Origin of the sequence: Alcanivorax jadensis T9, from assembly GCF_000756655.1 — a bacterium.
GTDB classification, from domain to species: Bacteria; Pseudomonadota; Gammaproteobacteria; order Pseudomonadales; family Alcanivoracaceae; genus Alcanivorax; species Alcanivorax jadensis.
In genome coordinates, this window is record NZ_ARXU01000004.1 from 18,771 (window position 1) to 36,073 (window position 17,303).

Annotated in this window: 12 protein-coding genes; 11 read left to right on the forward strand and 1 reads right to left on the reverse strand. The window is 52.4% G+C overall.

Annotated elements, in window-relative coordinates:
• Positions 1-191 precede the first annotated feature (191 nt).
• The 11 genes from T9A_RS06945 to T9A_RS06995 all read left to right on the forward strand — a co-directional run bounded on the left by T9A_RS06945 (position 192) and on the right by T9A_RS06995 (position 15,307).
• Positions 192-1,487 carry a TolC family protein gene (locus T9A_RS06945; RefSeq protein ID WP_035246375.1) on the forward strand — a complete coding sequence of 432 codons (1,296 nt, stop codon included), beginning with the start codon at positions 192-194 and terminating at the stop codon, positions 1,485-1,487.
• Positions 1,477-3,216 (forward strand): efflux RND transporter periplasmic adaptor subunit, encoded by a 1,740-nt coding sequence (locus tag T9A_RS06950; RefSeq protein WP_035246376.1) that lies wholly within the window; start codon positions 1,477-1,479, stop codon positions 3,214-3,216. Before T9A_RS06945 ends, T9A_RS06950 begins: the two co-directional genes overlap by 11 nt.
• Positions 3,213-6,341, forward strand: a complete 3,129-nt coding sequence (locus T9A_RS06955) for an efflux RND transporter permease subunit (protein ID WP_007150465.1) — start codon at positions 3,213-3,215, stop codon at positions 6,339-6,341. The genes T9A_RS06950 and T9A_RS06955 overlap by 4 nt, the downstream gene beginning before the upstream one ends.
• A 265-nt stretch (positions 6,342-6,606) precedes the next feature.
• Positions 6,607-6,993, forward strand: coding sequence for a BlaI/MecI/CopY family transcriptional regulator (locus T9A_RS06960; RefSeq protein WP_007149039.1), 387 nt, complete (start codon positions 6,607-6,609; stop codon positions 6,991-6,993).
• The gene (locus tag T9A_RS06965) at positions 6,993-7,955 is read left to right on the forward strand and encodes a M56 family metallopeptidase (protein ID WP_035246380.1); all 963 of its coding nucleotides are present in this window, start codon (positions 6,993-6,995) and stop codon (positions 7,953-7,955) included. The genes T9A_RS06960 and T9A_RS06965 overlap by 1 nt, the downstream gene beginning before the upstream one ends.
• A 10-nt stretch (positions 7,956-7,965) precedes the next feature.
• Positions 7,966-9,276 carry a TolC family protein gene (locus tag T9A_RS06970; protein ID WP_052042580.1) on the forward strand — a complete coding sequence of 437 codons (1,311 nt, stop codon included), beginning with the start codon at positions 7,966-7,968 and terminating at the stop codon, positions 9,274-9,276.
• Positions 9,276-10,508, forward strand: a complete 1,233-nt coding sequence (locus T9A_RS06975; protein ID WP_035246382.1) for an efflux RND transporter periplasmic adaptor subunit — start codon at positions 9,276-9,278, stop codon at positions 10,506-10,508. The genes T9A_RS06970 and T9A_RS06975 overlap by 1 nt, the downstream gene beginning before the upstream one ends.
• A gap of 12 nt (positions 10,509-10,520) precedes the next feature.
• Positions 10,521-13,649: an efflux RND transporter permease subunit gene (locus tag T9A_RS06980; RefSeq protein ID WP_035246384.1), complete on the forward strand. Its 3,129-nt coding sequence runs from the start codon at positions 10,521-10,523 to the stop codon at positions 13,647-13,649.
• A gap of 3 nt (positions 13,650-13,652) precedes the next feature.
• Complete coding sequence (locus tag T9A_RS06985; RefSeq protein WP_007148867.1) at positions 13,653-14,546, forward strand: HupE/UreJ family protein; 894 nt, start codon at positions 13,653-13,655, stop codon at positions 14,544-14,546.
• Between the two features lie 32 nt (positions 14,547-14,578).
• Positions 14,579-14,926 (forward strand): DUF6488 family protein, encoded by a 348-nt coding sequence (locus tag T9A_RS06990; RefSeq protein WP_035246386.1) that lies wholly within the window; start codon positions 14,579-14,581, stop codon positions 14,924-14,926.
• A 30-nt stretch (positions 14,927-14,956) separates the two neighbouring features.
• The gene (locus T9A_RS06995; RefSeq protein WP_035246388.1) at positions 14,957-15,307 is read left to right on the forward strand and encodes a DUF3147 family protein; all 351 of its coding nucleotides are present in this window, start codon (positions 14,957-14,959) and stop codon (positions 15,305-15,307) included.
• A 205-nt stretch (positions 15,308-15,512) separates the two neighbouring features.
• Here the strand turns inward: T9A_RS06995 and T9A_RS07000 are convergent, their stop codons facing one another.
• A complete protein-coding gene (locus T9A_RS07000) occupies positions 15,513-16,853 on the reverse strand; it encodes a tyrosine-type recombinase/integrase (protein ID WP_007150272.1) in 1,341 nt (446 codons plus the stop codon).
• Positions 16,854-17,303 lie beyond the last annotated feature (450 nt).

Sequence of the window (17,303 nt, forward strand, 5' to 3'; positions counted from 1 at the left end):
GGCTCCGGCGGTTTCTTTTCAGGCAGCAAATCCGGCTACCCCTCATTTTTCTAACCCTCTCTATCTCCCCCTTGCCTTATCTACCATCTGGCGACCGCCTCTAGCACTTTCTCACTGATCTTTTCGGGGTCCGGCCTGGTCTGGGCCCACTGAGGGCGCGTTGCGCGCCATGATCCGTGTTGGAGTGACACATGTATTGGATATTTCTGAGCGCCGGCCGGTATCGGCGCGCACTCGGCTGGCTAGCGCCCTCCCTGCTGCTAGCTAGTGTCCAGGCGTTTGGGGCAGAAGGCCTGACTTTTAATCAGGCGCTACAGCTCGCCTTACGTCAATCACCGGAATTGCGGGCGGAATCGGCCCGCGTCGAGGCCGCTCAGCAGGCAGAAGGGCCTGCCGATGCTTTGCCCGATCCCACCCTGATTCTTGGCCTCGACAATGTACCTGTGGATGGCGCCGATCGTTACAGCCTGTCGAGTGATTTCATGACCATGCAGCGTATTGGTGTAACCCAGCGTTTCCCCAATCGCAGCAAACGCACAGCAAGGGCAGAAGGTGCCAGACAGCAAATCGGCTTAACGGAGGCCACGAAAGAGGCCACTCGTCTGGCCGTGCTGCGTCAGACCGCTCAAGCCTGGATTGAGCTCCACACTCTGGATCGTCAACTAGTCCTGCTGGAAGAACTCATTGCTGAAAATCGTTTGTTCGACAAGGCAGTGCGTGCCCGGCTTTCATCGGGTCAAGGAAAGGCTATTGATAGCGTGGCACCCAGGCAGGAAGCCGTGACATTACTGGATCGGCGAGATGCTCTTCTGGCCAGGCAACGCCAGGCTAAGGCTCGTTTAATACGCTGGCTGGGGGAAGCCGGCCGGCAATCACCGGCTGGCCAAGCACCTGATTTCGCCATCAATGCTGAACAGTTACTGAATAGCCTGCATAAGCACCCTGAACTTGAGATAGCGTCGCGTCAGGCTTCTGTCGCCCAGGCTAACGCGGACGAGGCTCGTGCCGCCAAGAAGCCGGACTGGGCTTTAACTCTGGCTTATATGAATCGTGAAGAATTCAGTGACATGGCGATGCTACAGGTCAATGTGGACCTGCCATTGTTCAGCCGGTCGCGCCAGGGGCCTCGCATTGCCTCGGCGGAAGCTGAGTGGCAAGCACTGGAATCTCGTGCAGAGGCGGTACGTCGCGAACATGAAGCGATGCTGCAGAGCGATCTGGCCGAATATGAACGCCAGGAACGCACGCTTGCCCGGCAACGGGAGCGACTGGTGCCTCTGGCAAAAGAGAAAGTGGGATTGGCTAGGGCCGCTTGGCGCGGCGGTGATGGCAGTTTGGCCGATCTTGTACGGGCACGTAGCGAATGGCTGGACGCCAAACTGAAGGAGATTGATCTCAGCGGGCAGTATGACCAGCAGGCAGCCGCCCTCCATTTTACCTACGACCACCACGGCATGGTGGGCGAGGAGCAAGATAATGAACATTAAACGCAATGCCTTGATCGGTTTGGCTGCCTCGCTGTTGTTGCTAGCCGGAATATATTTGGGCCGTTACGTCACCCCTTCGCAGAGCAGTATATCGATGGCGATGGACAGCGGTGAAACCAACAGCAAAGCGGATGAAAAGGAAGTGCTGTACTGGTATGACCCTATGTATCCCCAGCAGCACTTTGACGAGCCCGGGCCCTCACCTTTCATGGATATGGAGTTGGTGCCCCGTTATGCCAATGGTGGTGATGATAGCGATCAGCCAACGGTCCGTATTGATGCAGCCATGGTACAAAATCTGGGAATTCGCAGTGCCTCGGTGGTCGTGGCTCAGTCACAATCTCAGCTTGATGTCACGGGGTTGATTGCTTACAACGACCGCGCCCTGACACGCCTGCAAAGCCCCGCGCCTTCCTTCGTAGACAAGGTCTGGCCTCTGGCTGAGGGCGACACTATCTCCAGTGGTCAGCCGCTGATGCAATTGAGAGTTCCGGCCTGGACTGGAGCTCAGCATGAATGGCTGGCCGTGCTCGGCAGCGGCAACAACGAACTGATCGTCGCCGGGCGGGAGCGCCTGTTGTCATTGGGCATGCCTGCATCCCTGATCCGAAGTATTGAACGCCAACGTAAACCGCTGGAAACCTGGACGGTGACAGCTCCGCATGATGGCGTGATACGCAGTCTCAATGCTCGTGCTGGCATGACGCTGTCGGCCGGTGCTCCCGTGGCGGAGATTCAGTCACTCAACCCCGTGTGGGTGGAGATAGCAGTCCCGGAACGCCAATTGGGGCAAGTCAGTAGTGGTAACGCTGTTGACGTGACCGTTCAAGGAGTGAAGCCAGCACTGCGTGAGGGGCAAGTTGCCGACATTCTGCCTCTGGTGGATCAGTCCAGCCGAACTGTGCCGGTGCGAGTGACCTTGTCCAATGACGAGGGTGATCTGCGTCCGGGCATGAGCGCTCAGGTACGCATTCATGGCGAAGCCACACAGAAAGCATTGGCCGTACCAACCGCAGCCTTATTGCATACAGGAAAGCGCAGCCTGGTGATGCTTGATGAGGGGGAGGGTCGATATCGTCCGCAGGCAGTGTTGCCGGGGGGCGAGCTGGGAGACCAAACGCTGATCCTGGCAGGGCTGAAGGAAGACCAGAAGGTGGTTGTCAGTGGTCAGTTCCTGCTCGATTCCGAAGCCAGCCTGCAAGGCATTGCCGTTCAGGAGCTGGCTATGTCAGATGAGACGGAAATGATGAACGCACTGCACTATGCCGAAGGTGTTGTCGAGCAACTGAATGGCAGCAAAATAATGCTGGACCATGGCCCTTTCAAGAGCTTGTCCATGCCTGCCATGACCATGCGTTTTAACCTGGCGAATGAACAAGTAGGCAAAGGGATATCGGTAGGTGATCGCGTGCGCATTGGCATTCGTGATACAGACAAAGGGTTGATTGTGGAGCGCCTAGAAAAGCAGGTGGCGGAACAAAAAGACACCCAAGTGAATTCGTTGCATTACGCCGAGGGGGTTATCGAGGGGCTATCCGACGGCAAGGTCAAGCTTAAACACGGTCCTTTTAAGACGCTCGGTATGCCTGGCATGACCATGCGCTTTCGTCTTGCCAGCGAACAGGTGGCCAGCGATATAGCAGTGGGCGATCGTGTGCGCGTCGGCGTCAAAGATACCGATAATGGCTTGACTGTGGTGTCTCTCGACAAACAGGAGGTTGCACCATGATCGCTACCCTGATTCGCTGGTCGTTGGCTAACCGATTTTTGGTGCTGCTGGCGACGCTGTTCATGAGTGCGTGGGGAATCTGGTCTATCAACAATACCCCCGTAGATGCTTTACCGGATCTGTCCGATGTACAGGTGATTATCCGCACCAGTTACCCAGGTCAGGCACCGCAGCTGGTGGAAAAACAGGTTACCTATCCACTTGCCACCACCATGCTGGCCGTGCCAGGTGCGCGCACAGTACGTGGTTACTCGTTCTTCGGTGATAGTTATGTTTACGTGTTGTTTGAAGATGGTACCGACTTGTATTGGGCACGCTCACGGGTGTTGGAATACCTTAGTCAGGTCCAGTCTGAATTGCCGCGTACAGCACGACCATCACTTGGGCCAGACGCTACCGGTGTCGGCTGGATTTATCAGTATGCATTGATCGATCGCACCGGCCAGCATGATCTATCGCAGCTAACCTCGATACAGGACTGGTTTCTAAAATACGAGCTGCAGACTCTGCCTGACGTTGCAGAAGTGGCAACCATCGGTGGCATGGTACGTGAATATCAGGTAGTCCCTGACCCGGTCAAACTCGCCAGCCATGGGATTAGTCATCAACAAGTACGCAAGGCGATAGAACAAGCTAACCAAGAAACCGGGGGAGCAGTGCTGACGCTGGGCGAAGCGGAGTTCATGGTGCGCTCCAGTGGCTACCTTCAATCACTCGAAGATTTCCGAAAAATCCCACTAAAACTGGTTGATGGGGTGCCAGTACAACTTGGAGATGTAGCGCAGATTCGCCTTGGTCCGGAGATGCGGCGTGGTATTGCCGAGCTGGACGGAGAAGGGGAAGTCGTCGGCGGGGTCGTCATTCTGCGTTCGGGCAAGAACGCCCGCGCTGTGCTATCTGCCGTGCATGAGCGACTTGAGACACTGCGGGAAAGCTTGCCGGAAGGGGTTGAAATCGTCACTACCTATGATCGAAGTGAGCTGATTGATCGAGCAGTCACAAACCTAAGTTACAAATTGATTGAAGAGTTCATTGTAGTCGCACTGGTGTGCGTATTGTTTCTTGGCCATTTGCGTTCGTCACTGGTGGCCATCATTTCCCTACCGCTGGGAATCCTTGCTGCCTTTATTGTGATGCGTTACCAGGGCATCAATGCCAATATCATGTCGCTTGGCGGCATTGCTATCGCTATCGGCGCGATGGTGGATGCAGCAGTGGTGTTAATCGAGAACGCCCACAAGAAAATTGAGATTTGGCATCGGGATAACCCAGGGCAATCTCTGACTGGTAATGCGCATTGGCGAGTCATAGAGCAAGCAGCTGTCGAAGTGGGGCCGGCGCTGTTCTTCTCGTTGCTAATTATTACCTTGTCGTTTATTCCTGTCTTTACCTTGGAAGCACAGGAAGGGCGGCTATTTGGCCCACTGGCATTTACCAAAACCTGGGCTATGGCGGCGGCAGCCGGCCTATCGGTGACATTGGTTCCACTGTTAATGGGGTACTGGATTCGGGGAAAGATACCTTCCGAGGAAAGTAATCCAATCAGTCGCTTTTTGATTAGTTGTTATCAACCCGTACTAGAGCGAGTCTTGGCGTGGCCGAAAACCACCTTGCTGGTTGCCGGTTTAGTTTTTGTTACCGCCTTTTGGCCGCTAAGTCAGCTTGGTGGTGAATTTTTGCCACCGCTGGATGAGGGCGATTTGCTGTATATGCCAAGTGCCTTACCAGGCTTGTCAGCACAAAAAGCTACCGAGCTTCTACAGCAGACCGATCGGTTGATCAAAACGGTGCCTGAGGTGGAGCAGGTGTTCGGCAAGGCGGGGCGTGCGCGGACAGCGACTGACCCTGCACCATTGACGATGTTTGAAACCACCATCCGTTTCAAGCCCAAGGACCAATGGCGTGAAGGCATGACAACGGAGAAGCTTGTCGAAGAGCTGGACCGTATTGTACGCGTGCCTGGACTGGCAAATATCTGGATTCCTCCGATACGCAATCGTATCGACATGCTTGCCACTGGCATCAAGAGCCCAATTGGCATCAAAGTAGCGGGTAATGACCTAGAGATCATTGACCAGGTGAGCCGTCAAATCGAACAGGTAGCCAAACAAGTACCCGGTGTCTCCTCAGCATTGGCTGAACGGTTGACTGGTGGTCGTTATGTGGATATCGATATTCGGCGTGGCATTGCGGCTCAGTATGGCCTCAACATCGCGGATATTCAGTCGGTGGTCAGTGGTTTGATTGGTGGTGAAAACATCGGTGAGACAGTGGAAGGGCTGGAGCGTTACCCGATCAGCCTTCGTTATCCTCGCGAGTGGCGCGACACGGTGCATCGCTTACGCGATTTGCCCATAGTCACTCCCGAAGGAAAACAAATTACCCTAGGAACTGTGGCGGATATCAAGATTACCGATGGGCCACCGATGTTAAAAAGTGAGAATGGCCGACTGTCTGGGTGGGTGTATATCGATGTGCGGGGGCGTGACCTGGCCTCGGTAGTGGATGATCTACGTGTCTCAGTGAATGATGGAGTCAGGCTGCCAGAGGGGGTCAGCTTGTCCTTTGCCGGTCAGTTTGAGTTCCTGGAGCGGGCCAATGCGAGACTGAAAGTGGTGGTGCCGGCGACCTTGCTGATCATTTTCGTACTGTTATTCCTGACCTTTCGCCGTGTAGGTGAAGCCTTGCTGATTATGGCGACGTTACCGTTTGCGGTGACCGGCGGTATCTGGTTCTTGTATCTGCTGGACTACAACTTGTCGGTGGCTACTGGTGTCGGCTTCATCGCCCTGGCGGGTGTCGCTGCCGAGTTTGGCGTAATCATGTTGCTGTACCTAAAGCAGGCGTGGCAGGAGAGACAGGAGCAGGGCCAAAAGGGTGAAGCTGCCTTGATGGGTGCTATCCGTGATGGCGCGGTATTACGTGTTCGACCTAAGGCGATGACTGTAGCTGTTATTATTGCCGGCCTTCTTCCGATTTTCTGGGGGGGAGGCACAGGTAGTGAGATCATGAGCCGCATTGCTGCGCCCATGGTAGGAGGGATGGTAACAGCACCTTTGTTATCACTTTTCGTACTGCCCGCAGCCTATCTGCTGATGCAACGACGCAACAGGAATCCAGGTTAACCAAGCTTAAAGCTTGGGTGGTTGCGATTGTGAATAAGTAAATAGAGCACATAAGGATCGCAATCTTCTGGTCTTGGCACCCTGCTTAGTGTCAGATCAGTGCTGATCTGACACTAATAATCGGCGGGGGGTTACAGGTGCTAAAGACAAAATTTGTCCGTGTGATGGTGGGAGAGGGAGCTAGTCATACAAAAGCCGATTGACGATCGGTTTTAGGTGTGTCAGTCTGATTACCAGATTGATAATCTCTAAGTGGTTAGGATTCATGCAGCTGGGTGAACTAGAAAAGCAAGTCTTGCAATACTTCTGGAAGGGGCGGACGGCAGACGCAAAGTCTGTCTATGCGCATTTCGAGAAGCAGCGCGGAGGTACCTTGAATACTATCCAGAGCACGCTGGATCGATTGTTCAAAAAAGGGCTCCTTTCCCGTGAAAAACAAGGGCATGCCTTTCAATATAGTGCAGCCATGGATCGCCAAGCTTTTATCGCCAAGCTTATCGAAGAAATTGGCGAAGATTACAGTGCGGATCCTGGCAGTACCCTTATTGCAGCTTTCAGCACCTTTTCTGAAAAGCTGTCGGATGATCAGGTTTCGGCCCTGGAAAAGCTGATTGAAGCGCGCCGGGCTGCCGACTCGAAGAGTAGTTGCTGATGATATTCGGCTATCCGGCGTTGTTTCTTCACTTGTTGACGATCCTGATATTGGGAATGGTCACAGGAACGATGATGGCTAGTCTGCTGGTTCGTCTGGTTGCCAGTCGTCTGCCGCACTATCAATTGGCTATACGAAGAAACCTACTTTGGGCCTTTGCCGTTTTTCCGCTGTTTGCCGGGGTGGCTGCAGCGTTGCTTTCCTACCTCCCTGAGTGGAAGCCTCAAGCGAACCTGTGGCTGGCCGACATTATTCATTGGCATCATGCCTATCTTTTCTCGCCCGCATCCTGGCATGGGGTATTCTTGCTTTTTTGCCTTATTGGGCTGCTGGCCTTGTTTGCTTGGAGGGGCTGGCAAGGGGTGTCCGAAGTTCAGCGTCAGCAACTTCTCGGACTGCTCAGTGAGCGCGACAAAGATGGACTAGCAGAACTAGACACCCCTGTGCCAATGGCGTTTGTGGCCGGTTTGTGGAGTCCCAAGGCCTATATTACTCGAGGCCTTGCCTCCAGAATCAGTGCGAAAGAGCGGCGGGTTATTAGTCTTCATGAGCAGGCTCATATTTGTCGCCGCGATCCGTTGGCCAAGTTCGCCTTCTCCCTGTTGACGTGCCTGTATCCCCCCGGTGTACGCCGTTTCCTGCAGGCCGAGTTTGAGCTGGCGATTGAACAGTTGGCTGATGAGTGGGTTGTGCAGCGCTATCCCCAGCCTGCAATTATCGCTCAGGCGTTACTCCAGGTGGAGAAAATCGCCGTAAACGCTCAAGACAGGCAAGCAGATGATGCATATAGCTATTTTGCCCGCCATGCGGTTGAACGGCGTGTTCATCACCTGCTAGGCGTCAGTGAATATCGTGCTTTGCCTGTGGTGACTGTTGTAGTGCTTGCTATTTCTGCAACATTAAGCAGCGCGGCCGGTGTTGACGTGCTCCATCATTTATTCGAAACCCTTTTCCTTCATTGAGAGAGTTCAGATGAGCTGGATTTCTGTTTTTTTTACGCGTAAAAAACCGATTGCCAATCGGTGTTTTACGCACTTGATGCTGCCCATTTTACTGCTGATAGGTCAGACCGCTTTAGTGGAGGATGCGGCGGCAGCCTCGCTGACTCTACAGCAAGCTATTGAGCGCAGCCTCACTCAGCATCCGCAACTGGAAGCCATGTCATTTCGTGCTGGCGCGTCACAGGCACAAATTAACCAAGCCAAATTAAGAACCGCTACCGAAGTCCAGTTCGAAGTAGAAGATGCGCTCGGTAGCGGTGTCTACGAAGGGGCTGACAGCGCCCAGGCGACCTTGAGTCTGAGCTGGGCTTTGGAAGGTAAACAGATAGATAGTCGGGTCGGCGCCGCTGAAGCGCGCCAGTCTCTGGTTACCATCGAGCTTGAGCGCCAGCGATTTGATGTAGGAGCGCGTACCGCACAAGCATTTCTCACTGCGCTGTCTTACCAGGAACGATTGGCTGTAGCCGAAGGGGCAAGAGACAGTGCGGCCCAATCTCTTGAAGAGATACGTCGCCGTGGTCGGGCAGGGGGGGCATCCCGAGTGGATGTCCTGCGTACAGAGGTGGAATTGCGTCGCCGTGAACTTGATGTGGAAGACCTGGAGCATGAGCTGGCGATAGCCCGTCAGCAGCTTGCAGCGCAATGGGGTAACAGTGATTCAGCGGACTTTGAGCTCCTCGGACAGCTTCAGACAAATCAGACGCTGGTTTCCATGGAGGATCTGAAAGTCAGACTCAAAGACAGCCCTAGAGTCAAAATCTTCCTAACCCGAGCCAGGGTGAATGAATCGGAGATGGCGATAGCCAAGTCTGATGCGCTTGCAAGTTGGCGCTTTTCTGCGGGTGTCCGTCGCTATGAGGCGACAGATGATTTTGGCGTAGTGGCCGGTGTTGCGATTCCTCTGGGTAAAAATCGGCGCAATGAAGTAAGGGTCAGCGAATTGCAGGCTAAACGATCAGTCAATCAAGCCATGGCGATCAGCGAGGAATCGCGTTTAAAAGCCAGGCTGTTTGAGTTGTATCAAGCCTTACAGCACAGCCGGCATCAGACCAGCACCTTGCATGAAGAAATTATTCCTCGGCTACAGAAGGCGGTGGCTGAGGCAAATAAAGCATATTCGGTCGGCCGTTTTACTTATCTGGAATGGCAATCCGTTAAACAGGAATTGCTGGATGCTCGATTGGCGTTGATCAGTGCGCAGTTGAGCTCCCACGTTAATCTCACAGAAATTGAACGTCTCACCGGAATATCTCTCTCTGCAAACAGTAAGGAGAAAAATTAATGAAAGTAGCAATAAAAAATATTGGTCTGCTGTTAGTGGTTTGTCTATTGGCGATTCTCCCTACTGTTGGTATTGCTGCTGGTGCTGTTGAAAATAAAGAGGCCGAGCCTGATAAGGGACCCAATAACGGTCTGATGCTTCGCGAAGGAAATTTTGTGGTGGAGCTGGCTATCTTTGAGACCGGAGTGCCGCCAGAGTATCGCGCCTGGATAACTGACGATGGTAAGGCAGTGGATCCGGAAGTAGTGGAACTTGAGGTTGTGCTGACACGGCTTGGCGGCGTGCGTGATGAAATCGGTTTTACTGTTCAGGAGTCGTTTTTGCGCGGAGATATGGAAATATATGAGCCTCATTCATTCAAGGTGACGGTAACCGCGCAATATCAGGGGAAGAACTACCAATGGCAGTATGACAGTTTTGAAGGCCGCACAACCATCGATCAAGAAGTCGCTGACTCCATGGGTGTTGTCACGGAGGTCGCTGGTCCCGCTCTCTTGCATGAGACTATTTCTGCCTACGGAAAGCTGAAGCTTCCTCCTTCTGGAAAGCGAGAGCTGCGAGCTCGTTTTAAAGGACAGATTGTCCGTGTGCACAAAAAACTTGGTGATACGGTTTCCCGTGGAGATATTCTTTTTACTATCGAAAGTAACGATAGCCTACGGTCTTACTCATTGCGTGCCCCTATGCCCGGTGTGATCGCTTTTATGGATGGGGGGGCTGGTGAGGCGACCGGAGAACGTATCTTGGCCGTCATAGTAGATATCGAGCAAACCCAGGCAGAAGTCGCGGTCTATCCTCTTGACCGCCAGCGGGTAAAAGAGGGTAACCGGGTCATGTTGAAGCAGGCAGGTGGCAAGACGCCGGTGTCTGGCGAGGTGATCTTTATTGAACCTATGGCTGTCTCAGGCCAGTCCCAGAACGTGCTAATAAAACTAGACAAGCTTCCTTTAGGCTGGAAGCCGGGGCAATTTGTGGCTGCTGAAATCGAAGTGGCTAAGCATCCGGTCGACCTTGCTGTGAAATGTATTGGGTTGCAGGGATTCAGGGATTTTACCGTAGTGTTTGCCAAGGTAGGGCAGCAGTATGAGGTGCGCATGCTGGAGCTGGGTCGCCAGGATAAAGAGTGGGTGGAGGTGCTCGGTGGTTTGAAGCCCGGCACCGAATATGTCAGTGAGAACAGCTTCCTTCTCAAGGCCGATGTCGAAAAGTCCGGCGCTTCCCACGATCACTAAAGGCCTGTAGATATGCTAGAAATCATAATTCAACACGCCATCCAGCGCCGCCGTTTGGTGCTGGTGGTTGTCGCTCTTCTGTCTTTTCTTGGATTGTGGAATTTCAGTCGCTTGCCGATTGACGCGGTGCCGGATATCACAAATGTCCAGGTGATGATCAATACTGAGGCGCCGGGATATACCCCGTTGGAAGTTGAGCAGCGGGTTACCTATCCGATTGAAACCACGTTGGCTGGCCTACCTGGGCTCGAATATACCCGCTCGGTCTCCCGTTATGGCTTATCTCAAGTAACAGCAATTTTCAGTGACGACACTGACGTCTACTTTGCTCGACAACTAGTAAGTGAGCGGTTATCAGGTGCCCGTTCAGATCTGCCTATGGGTTTGCAACCAGAGATGGGGCCAATCGCTACCGGGCTGGGTGAGATCTTTATGTTTACGGTGGATGCGGAACCCGGTGCCGTTGATGCACAGGGCAATTCCATTACACCCACGGACCTGCGTTCAGTGCATGATTGGATCATTCGCCCGCAATTGTTGCGTGTGCCCGGTGTTGTTGAGGTGAACCCCATTGGGGGCTATAAGCGGGAAATTTTGGTGGCTCTTGATCCGGGTAAGTTACTTGCAGCCGGTATCAGTCAGCAACAGATCGTAGAGGCTGTGGAGGCCAATAATCAAAATCGTGGTGTGGGATTTGTAGAGCAGAACGGCTCTCAATGGTTGCTGCGGGTGCCGGGTCAAGTTGTCTCACTTGAGGCTCTTTCCAATACCCTTGTGACGGCAGAGGATGGCAGTCGGTTACGACTTAAGGATGTGGCTACGGTAGAAGAGGGGCTGGAATTACGTTCGGGAGCGGCAACCCAGAATGGCCGCGAAGTGGTAATGAGTACGGTGTTTATGCTGGTCGGTGAAAACAGCCGAACGGTCGCTAGCGCAGTGGGTGAAAAGCTTGAGGAAATCAAGGCTGGCCTACCGGAAGGTATTACCGCCACCGCTGTCTACGACCGCACCGGTCTGGTAGAAAAAACCCTGGAAACTGTACAAAAAAACCTATTGGAAGGGGCGTTGCTGGTCATCGTTATCCTGTTCCTTTTGCTGGGTAATGTTCGTGCAGCGCTTCTAACTGCTGCTGTGATTCCCATCGCCATGTTAATGACCATTACTGGCATGGTACATGCGCGAGTAAGTGCAAATTTGATGAGCCTGGGTGCGCTAGATTTTGGTTTGCTGGTGGATGGCGCAATCATCATCGTGGAGAATTGCCTGCGCCGACTGAGCCAAGCGAAGGGGGCGGGGTCGTCACCAAGTCAGAAAGAGCGTCTGGTTATTGTCTTTACGGCAACCAAAGAGGTGATGCGGCCTGCACTGTTTGGTGTCTTTATCATTACCGCCGTCTATCTTCCGATATTTTCCTTGTCCGGCGTAGAAGGGAAGATGTTTCACCCCATGGCGCTGACAGTGATCATAGCCTTGGCTAGCGCCATGTTGTTGTCAGTAACGTTTGTGCCTGCCTGTGTAGCTTTGCTTTTTCGCAATGGAGTGGAAGAGAAGGAAAATAGAGCCATGATAGGGTTGCGAAATGGCTACCAACGTCTGGTAAAAAAAGCCGTAGCTCTACGTATGGTGGTTGTCTCTTTAGCTGTATTCGTTGTGCTCGTATCAATGTTTATGGCCAGTCGTCTTGGCAGTGAGTTCGTGCCGAATTTGGATGAAGGGGATATTGCTATGCATGCCCTTCGCATCCCTGGAACCTCCCTTGGTCAGGCAATTTCGATGCAGAGAACGCTGGAAGAAAAAATCCGGAAGATGCCTGAAGTGGAGAGAGTTTTCGCCAAAATTGGCACAGCCGATGTGGCAACCGATGCCGTTCCACCAAGCGTTGCGGACAACTTCATTATTCTCAAGCCTAGGGATCAGTGGCCAGATCCAGGGAAATCCAAGGCGCAAGTCGTCGAGGATTTATCTGCCATCGTCGATACTGTTCCGGGTAGTCGTTATGAATTTCTGCAACCGATACAGATGCGCTTTAACGAGCTGCTGGCCGGTGTTCGCGCGGAGCTGGCTATTAAAGTATTCGGTGATGACTTCAAACAGCTTGAGGCTGTGGGAAAGCAGATTGAAAGTGTGGTGTCTGAAATAGACGGGGCTGCGGACATTCAGATGGAGCAAGTAACTGGCCTACCTGTTTTGACGATTACACCTAAGGAGTCAGTGTTATCGTCGTATGGCCTAGATAAGTCAACGCTGCAATCCCAGTTGTCTATAGCATTAGGGGGTGAAGTGGCAGGGCGTTTCTATGAGGGTGATCGTCGAGCCGATATCGTCGTTCGACTGGCTGAAAAATATCGAACCGACATGGAAGGCTTGGGATATCTTCCTATTCAGGTTCCTGGTTTCGGTTCGATTCCCTTGCGCGAGCTGGCTAGTATTGACTTGGTTGATGGATTCAACCAAGTAAACCGTGAAAATGGCAAGCGTAGGGTGGTCGTCACCGCTAATGTGCGTGGCCGAGATCTAGGTTCGTTTGTGGAGGAAATTCGCGAAGCCATCAATGAAACCGTACAGGTGCCGGCAGGTTACTGGGTGGAATACGGCGGCACCTATGAAAAACTGCAATCTGCTAGTCAGCGACTGACGCTGGTTGTGCCACTGACATTGTTGATGATTGTGGCGCTGCTGTATTTTGCACTGGGTTCTATCAAGGATTCACTCGTGATCTTTACTGGTGTGCCGCTAGCGTTGACGGGCGGTGTGCTACTGCTGTTTCTCAGAGATATCCCCTTTTCCATTTCTGCAGCTGTGGGTTTCATCGCGCTCTCGGGTATTGCCATCCTCAATGGGTTGGTAATGGTGTCGTTTATCCGTGAGTTGATGCATGAAGGTGTAACGCTGGATGACGCGATTATTGAAGGCGCGGTGACCAGATTACGGCCAATTATAACCACCGCACTGGTGGCATCATTGGGTTTTGTGCCGATGGCGCTGAATACGGGTATCGGGTCTGAGGTTCAGCGACCACTGGCGACTGTCGTTATTGGCGGCATTATTTCTTCTACCTTGCTAACGCTATTTGTCCTGCCAGCCCTGTACCGGCTGGTCAATGGGAAGGCAGCGCAGCAAATCAACAACAAGGGAGTTTAGGTTGTGAAATTGAAATACTGGATTGGTCTTCTATCCATTTTGGCAAGCAGCATCGCCATGGGGCATGGCATGTCAGCAGAGGATAAGGCGAGGGCGCTCAATGCCGGTTTCATGGAGTACATTGAGCTTGGAGCGATGCACATGGTCACAGGCTATGACCATTTACTGTTTCTGTTCGGCGTGGTGTTCTTTCTGACCCGCTTCAGTGACATTGTTCGTTTTATAACCGCGTTTACCATTGGCCACTCGATTACTCTGGTGTTTGCCACCCTCTATAGTATTCAGGCGAATTACTACCTAGTGGATGCGGTTATCGCTCTGACTATCTGCTATAAGGCGTTTGATAACCTTGGCGGTTTCAAGACTTATCTGAAGATGAAGTCACCAAACTTAATGTGGATGGTTTTCGCTTTCGGTCTTATTCACGGGTTTGGACTGTCGACGCGATTGCAGCAATTACCTCTGGCAGAAGATGGTTTGGTTTTTCGCATCCTGGCTTTCAATGTTGGCGTAGAGTTGGGGCAGATTGCTGCGCTGGCCATCATGTTGTTTTTATTGTCTGGTTGGCGCCGCATGGCATCGTTCAAACGCTTCAGTCAAGCGACCAATGGGCTGCTGATGGTGTTGGGGTTGCTGTTGCTGTTGATGCAGCTGCATGGATATCTACACTCAAGCAATCCTGATGAATTTCCGCTGAACAAGGATGATCACCAGCATACTCATGAAGACATGGGGGTTGCTAATTCTCCGCTGTCCGGGTACGAGAAGCGCTTTGATTTGGATGCAGAGGATAGTGTTAACGGTGAGGTTGAAACAGAGGGTCGTGAGCCGGAGGAGTTGCCAAACAGTGCCTCTAATCCTCACGCCCATGGTGACGGCGAAGCCCATGTACATTAATAAATTTGATCTGTTTTTATGAGGAAAATGTTATGAGATGGATGAAAATCTTGATGACGATGATGGCCTTGAGTTTTGCCTCGCCGGTGTTTTCTCACGGCGGAGGGCATGCCACGGTAACCGCCGATCAGGCGGAGGAAGTAGCCAAGTATGTGGCTGTCGAGCTCACCGAGGAAGATCGGGGTATGGGATTTGGCAAACTGGACGAAAGCTGGAGAGAGATCCCCGACGAGAGCGTGGGTATCAGTAAATCTGGCCCCGGATATTACATTGTGGCTATGAATCATGAAGATGAGGAGCGAACGCTTTATATACTTATGTCCAACACGGGTAACGTGTACGACGTAAACTTCACTGGTGAGTTCAAAGGAATTGATTGATATTAGGCTAGGGAATCAGGAGGAAAAATTATGTCAATGCTAGTCATTAAATACCTAGTATCAGCCGCAATTATAGTCTTGGTTTCCGAGCTAGCTAAGCAGAGTGATAGGGTGGGGGCGCTATTGGCGTCACTGCCTGTCGTTACACTAATGGTCTTGGTGTGGCTTTATTTTGAGGGCCAACCCACTGCCAAACTGGCCAATCATGCTTGGTATACCTTTTGGTATGTGCTCCCAACGCTGCCCATGTTCGCCTTATTCCCAGCAATGCTTGAGCGCTGGGGATTTTGGCTGGCTTTATTAGTGTCAGCTTTTTTGACCGTATTTTGTTTTGCTCTGCTTGCTTTCTTGGTAAAACGCTGGGGAATTGATCTATGGTGAGGAAAGCGACTATTTTGCGGAAAATTGCCCAATCCTGTTTAGACTAATGTCGATTGCTGGCTGTCAGAATTCAATAATAGGCGTGTTATTTAGGCGTGGGTCAAATATGTGAGTATATTCTTCATAGAAAGAGTAGGTAGCCTGAATGCTTAGTTGAGCTCTAGATGTCACTTGGAGCGAAAACTCCCATTTAACGCATCAGCTATCATCTTGGTTCTGTCAGATCCTGGAGCCGGGAGCCCAATTTCTCCCAAGCCTCGCTGCATTCCTTGGTATAGCTATGGCGTTGATAGGTCCTTTTAACCCTATTTTCTTCGGTGTGGTTCAGGCAGCGTTCTGCGACTTCAGGAAGTACGCCTAGAGCGGTCATCATGGTTGCGCCGGTTCTGCGAAGGTCGTGAGGTGTCCACTTGCCACCGGGTAAACAAAGAGCTTGCGCGTTGTTAGTGCGATTGCTCATGGTGCCACTATTTGACGGGCGCTGTCGGTCAGAAAGCTGCTTGGTTATGGTTTTTGAGCAGAGAGGGCCGGTTTCCGCTCTGTTCGGGTAGCACCATGGGGACAGGCCTGTCATTTCCTGCAGCTGTTGGAAGAAACTGACAGAAAAGGCTGACAGGTGTACTTGATGAGGCTTGCCGTTCTTGCTGTTTTCGGCAGGAATAAGCCAAGTTCTTTGCTCTAGGTCAATATACTCCCAGCGTGCCGCCAGAAGTTCACCAATGCGGCAACAGGTGGAAAGTGCTATCCAGACAGCCAATTCAGAGGTTTTCAGCAGGTTGGCAGAGGGTAGGGCGTTTGTCAGTTGTCGAATCTCGTCCTCGGATAGCACTCGGTCACGTTCAGTCTCCTTACCTCCGATTTTGGCTTTCCGAATACTGCTGCTGGGGTCGAATTCAATGATGTCTCGGTCCACGGCAAAGCGGAACATCTGTCGCATCAGGCTGAATACGACTTTCACCATGCGGGTGACACCCCGTGCCGCCATGGCATCTGTCACCTGAGTGATGTGCCCTTTACGGATGTCTGCGACAAAGACTTGGCCAATGAGGGGGAGAACGTCCTTCTCGAACATGCGCCGGACTTCTGTACCCTTGTCTTTCCGGTGTGACACGTCAATTTCCATCCATCGCTCAAAGAGCTGGGAAACGGTTTGCCGAGAAGCCAGTGCAGCGGCCTCGGCCTCTTTTTGTGCCGCTTCTTGCTCAAGGCGTGATAGCTCTGCTTGCCTAGCGGCCTCTCGAGCGGCCCGTTCTGAGTTAAGGTGCTCTCCAATGTTCTTGATGCCTGAGACGTAGAGCCGCGATAACTCGCTGGCTTGGGTGCGGGCTTGCTTGAGAGTGAGCCCGGTGGTGCCAGTGCGTGAGTAAACTCCAAGCGGGTGAAACTGGCGTTTACCTGTCTGGTCACTGTAACGGAAGTAGAAGAGATGCTTCCCGTTTGGCTGAAGTCTGACCATGAATCGACCATGCCCACGTGGGCCGTCTTCGGTTAGCCAGGCATCTTTGGGGTCTTTTGGAGTGAGGTGTCTATCTGTGATGATGCCCATGTATGCTCCGAAATCTCGTCACCGTTCCGTCACCGTTTCTCAATCGCTTTCGGTGGATTCTAGTGGACGTTGTTGGACAATGCAAAGATGTATTTTTAACTAACTTACTGATATTTAATGGTTTATAGATTCTGTTGGACGGCGACGGACAAGCTGTAACCTTTATGGGGTGCAAGGGGTAGGAGGTTCGAATCCTCCCGTCCCGACCAATCGAGATACAAAAAAGCCCGGCTGGAAACAGCCGGGCTTTTTTGTGCCTGAAATCCGGCAGCTCCACCAAAGGCTAATCCTGCGCCAGGAACGGAGCGTAGCGAAGTAACGCACGTCGTTCCGTGCGGCCCAAAGGGTGAGCTCAGCGAATAACACCTCTCGAGGTCCGAAACGCCCACGTTCAAGAAAACCTCACTATTTCACCCGCAAAATCTCAAAATCGGCCGCAAAGGCCCCGGT

Excerpts from the sequence above, each read along its gene's own strand:
- T9A_RS06970 (WP_052042580.1), top strand. The coding sequence starts at position 7,966 with ATGAGCTGGATTTCTGTTTTTTTTACGCGTAAAAAACCGATTGCCAAT.
- T9A_RS06995 (WP_035246388.1), top strand. The coding sequence starts at position 14,957 with ATGTCAATGCTAGTCATTAAATACCTAGTATCAGCCGCAATTATAGTC.
- T9A_RS07000 (WP_007150272.1), bottom strand. The coding sequence starts at position 16,853 with ATGGGCATCATCACAGATAGACACCTCACTCCAAAAGACCCCAAAGAT.
- T9A_RS06950 (WP_035246376.1), top strand. The coding sequence starts at position 1,477 with ATGAACATTAAACGCAATGCCTTGATCGGTTTGGCTGCCTCGCTGTTG.
- T9A_RS06975 (WP_035246382.1), top strand. The coding sequence starts at position 9,276 with ATGAAAGTAGCAATAAAAAATATTGGTCTGCTGTTAGTGGTTTGTCTA.
- T9A_RS06965 (WP_035246380.1), top strand. The coding sequence starts at position 6,993 with ATGATATTCGGCTATCCGGCGTTGTTTCTTCACTTGTTGACGATCCTG.
- T9A_RS06955 (WP_007150465.1), top strand. The coding sequence starts at position 3,213 with ATGATCGCTACCCTGATTCGCTGGTCGTTGGCTAACCGATTTTTGGTG.
- T9A_RS06980 (WP_035246384.1), top strand. The coding sequence starts at position 10,521 with ATGCTAGAAATCATAATTCAACACGCCATCCAGCGCCGCCGTTTGGTG.
- T9A_RS06960 (WP_007149039.1), top strand. The coding sequence starts at position 6,607 with ATGCAGCTGGGTGAACTAGAAAAGCAAGTCTTGCAATACTTCTGGAAG.
- T9A_RS06990 (WP_035246386.1), top strand. The coding sequence starts at position 14,579 with ATGAGATGGATGAAAATCTTGATGACGATGATGGCCTTGAGTTTTGCC.
- T9A_RS06945 (WP_035246375.1), top strand. The coding sequence starts at position 192 with ATGTATTGGATATTTCTGAGCGCCGGCCGGTATCGGCGCGCACTCGGC.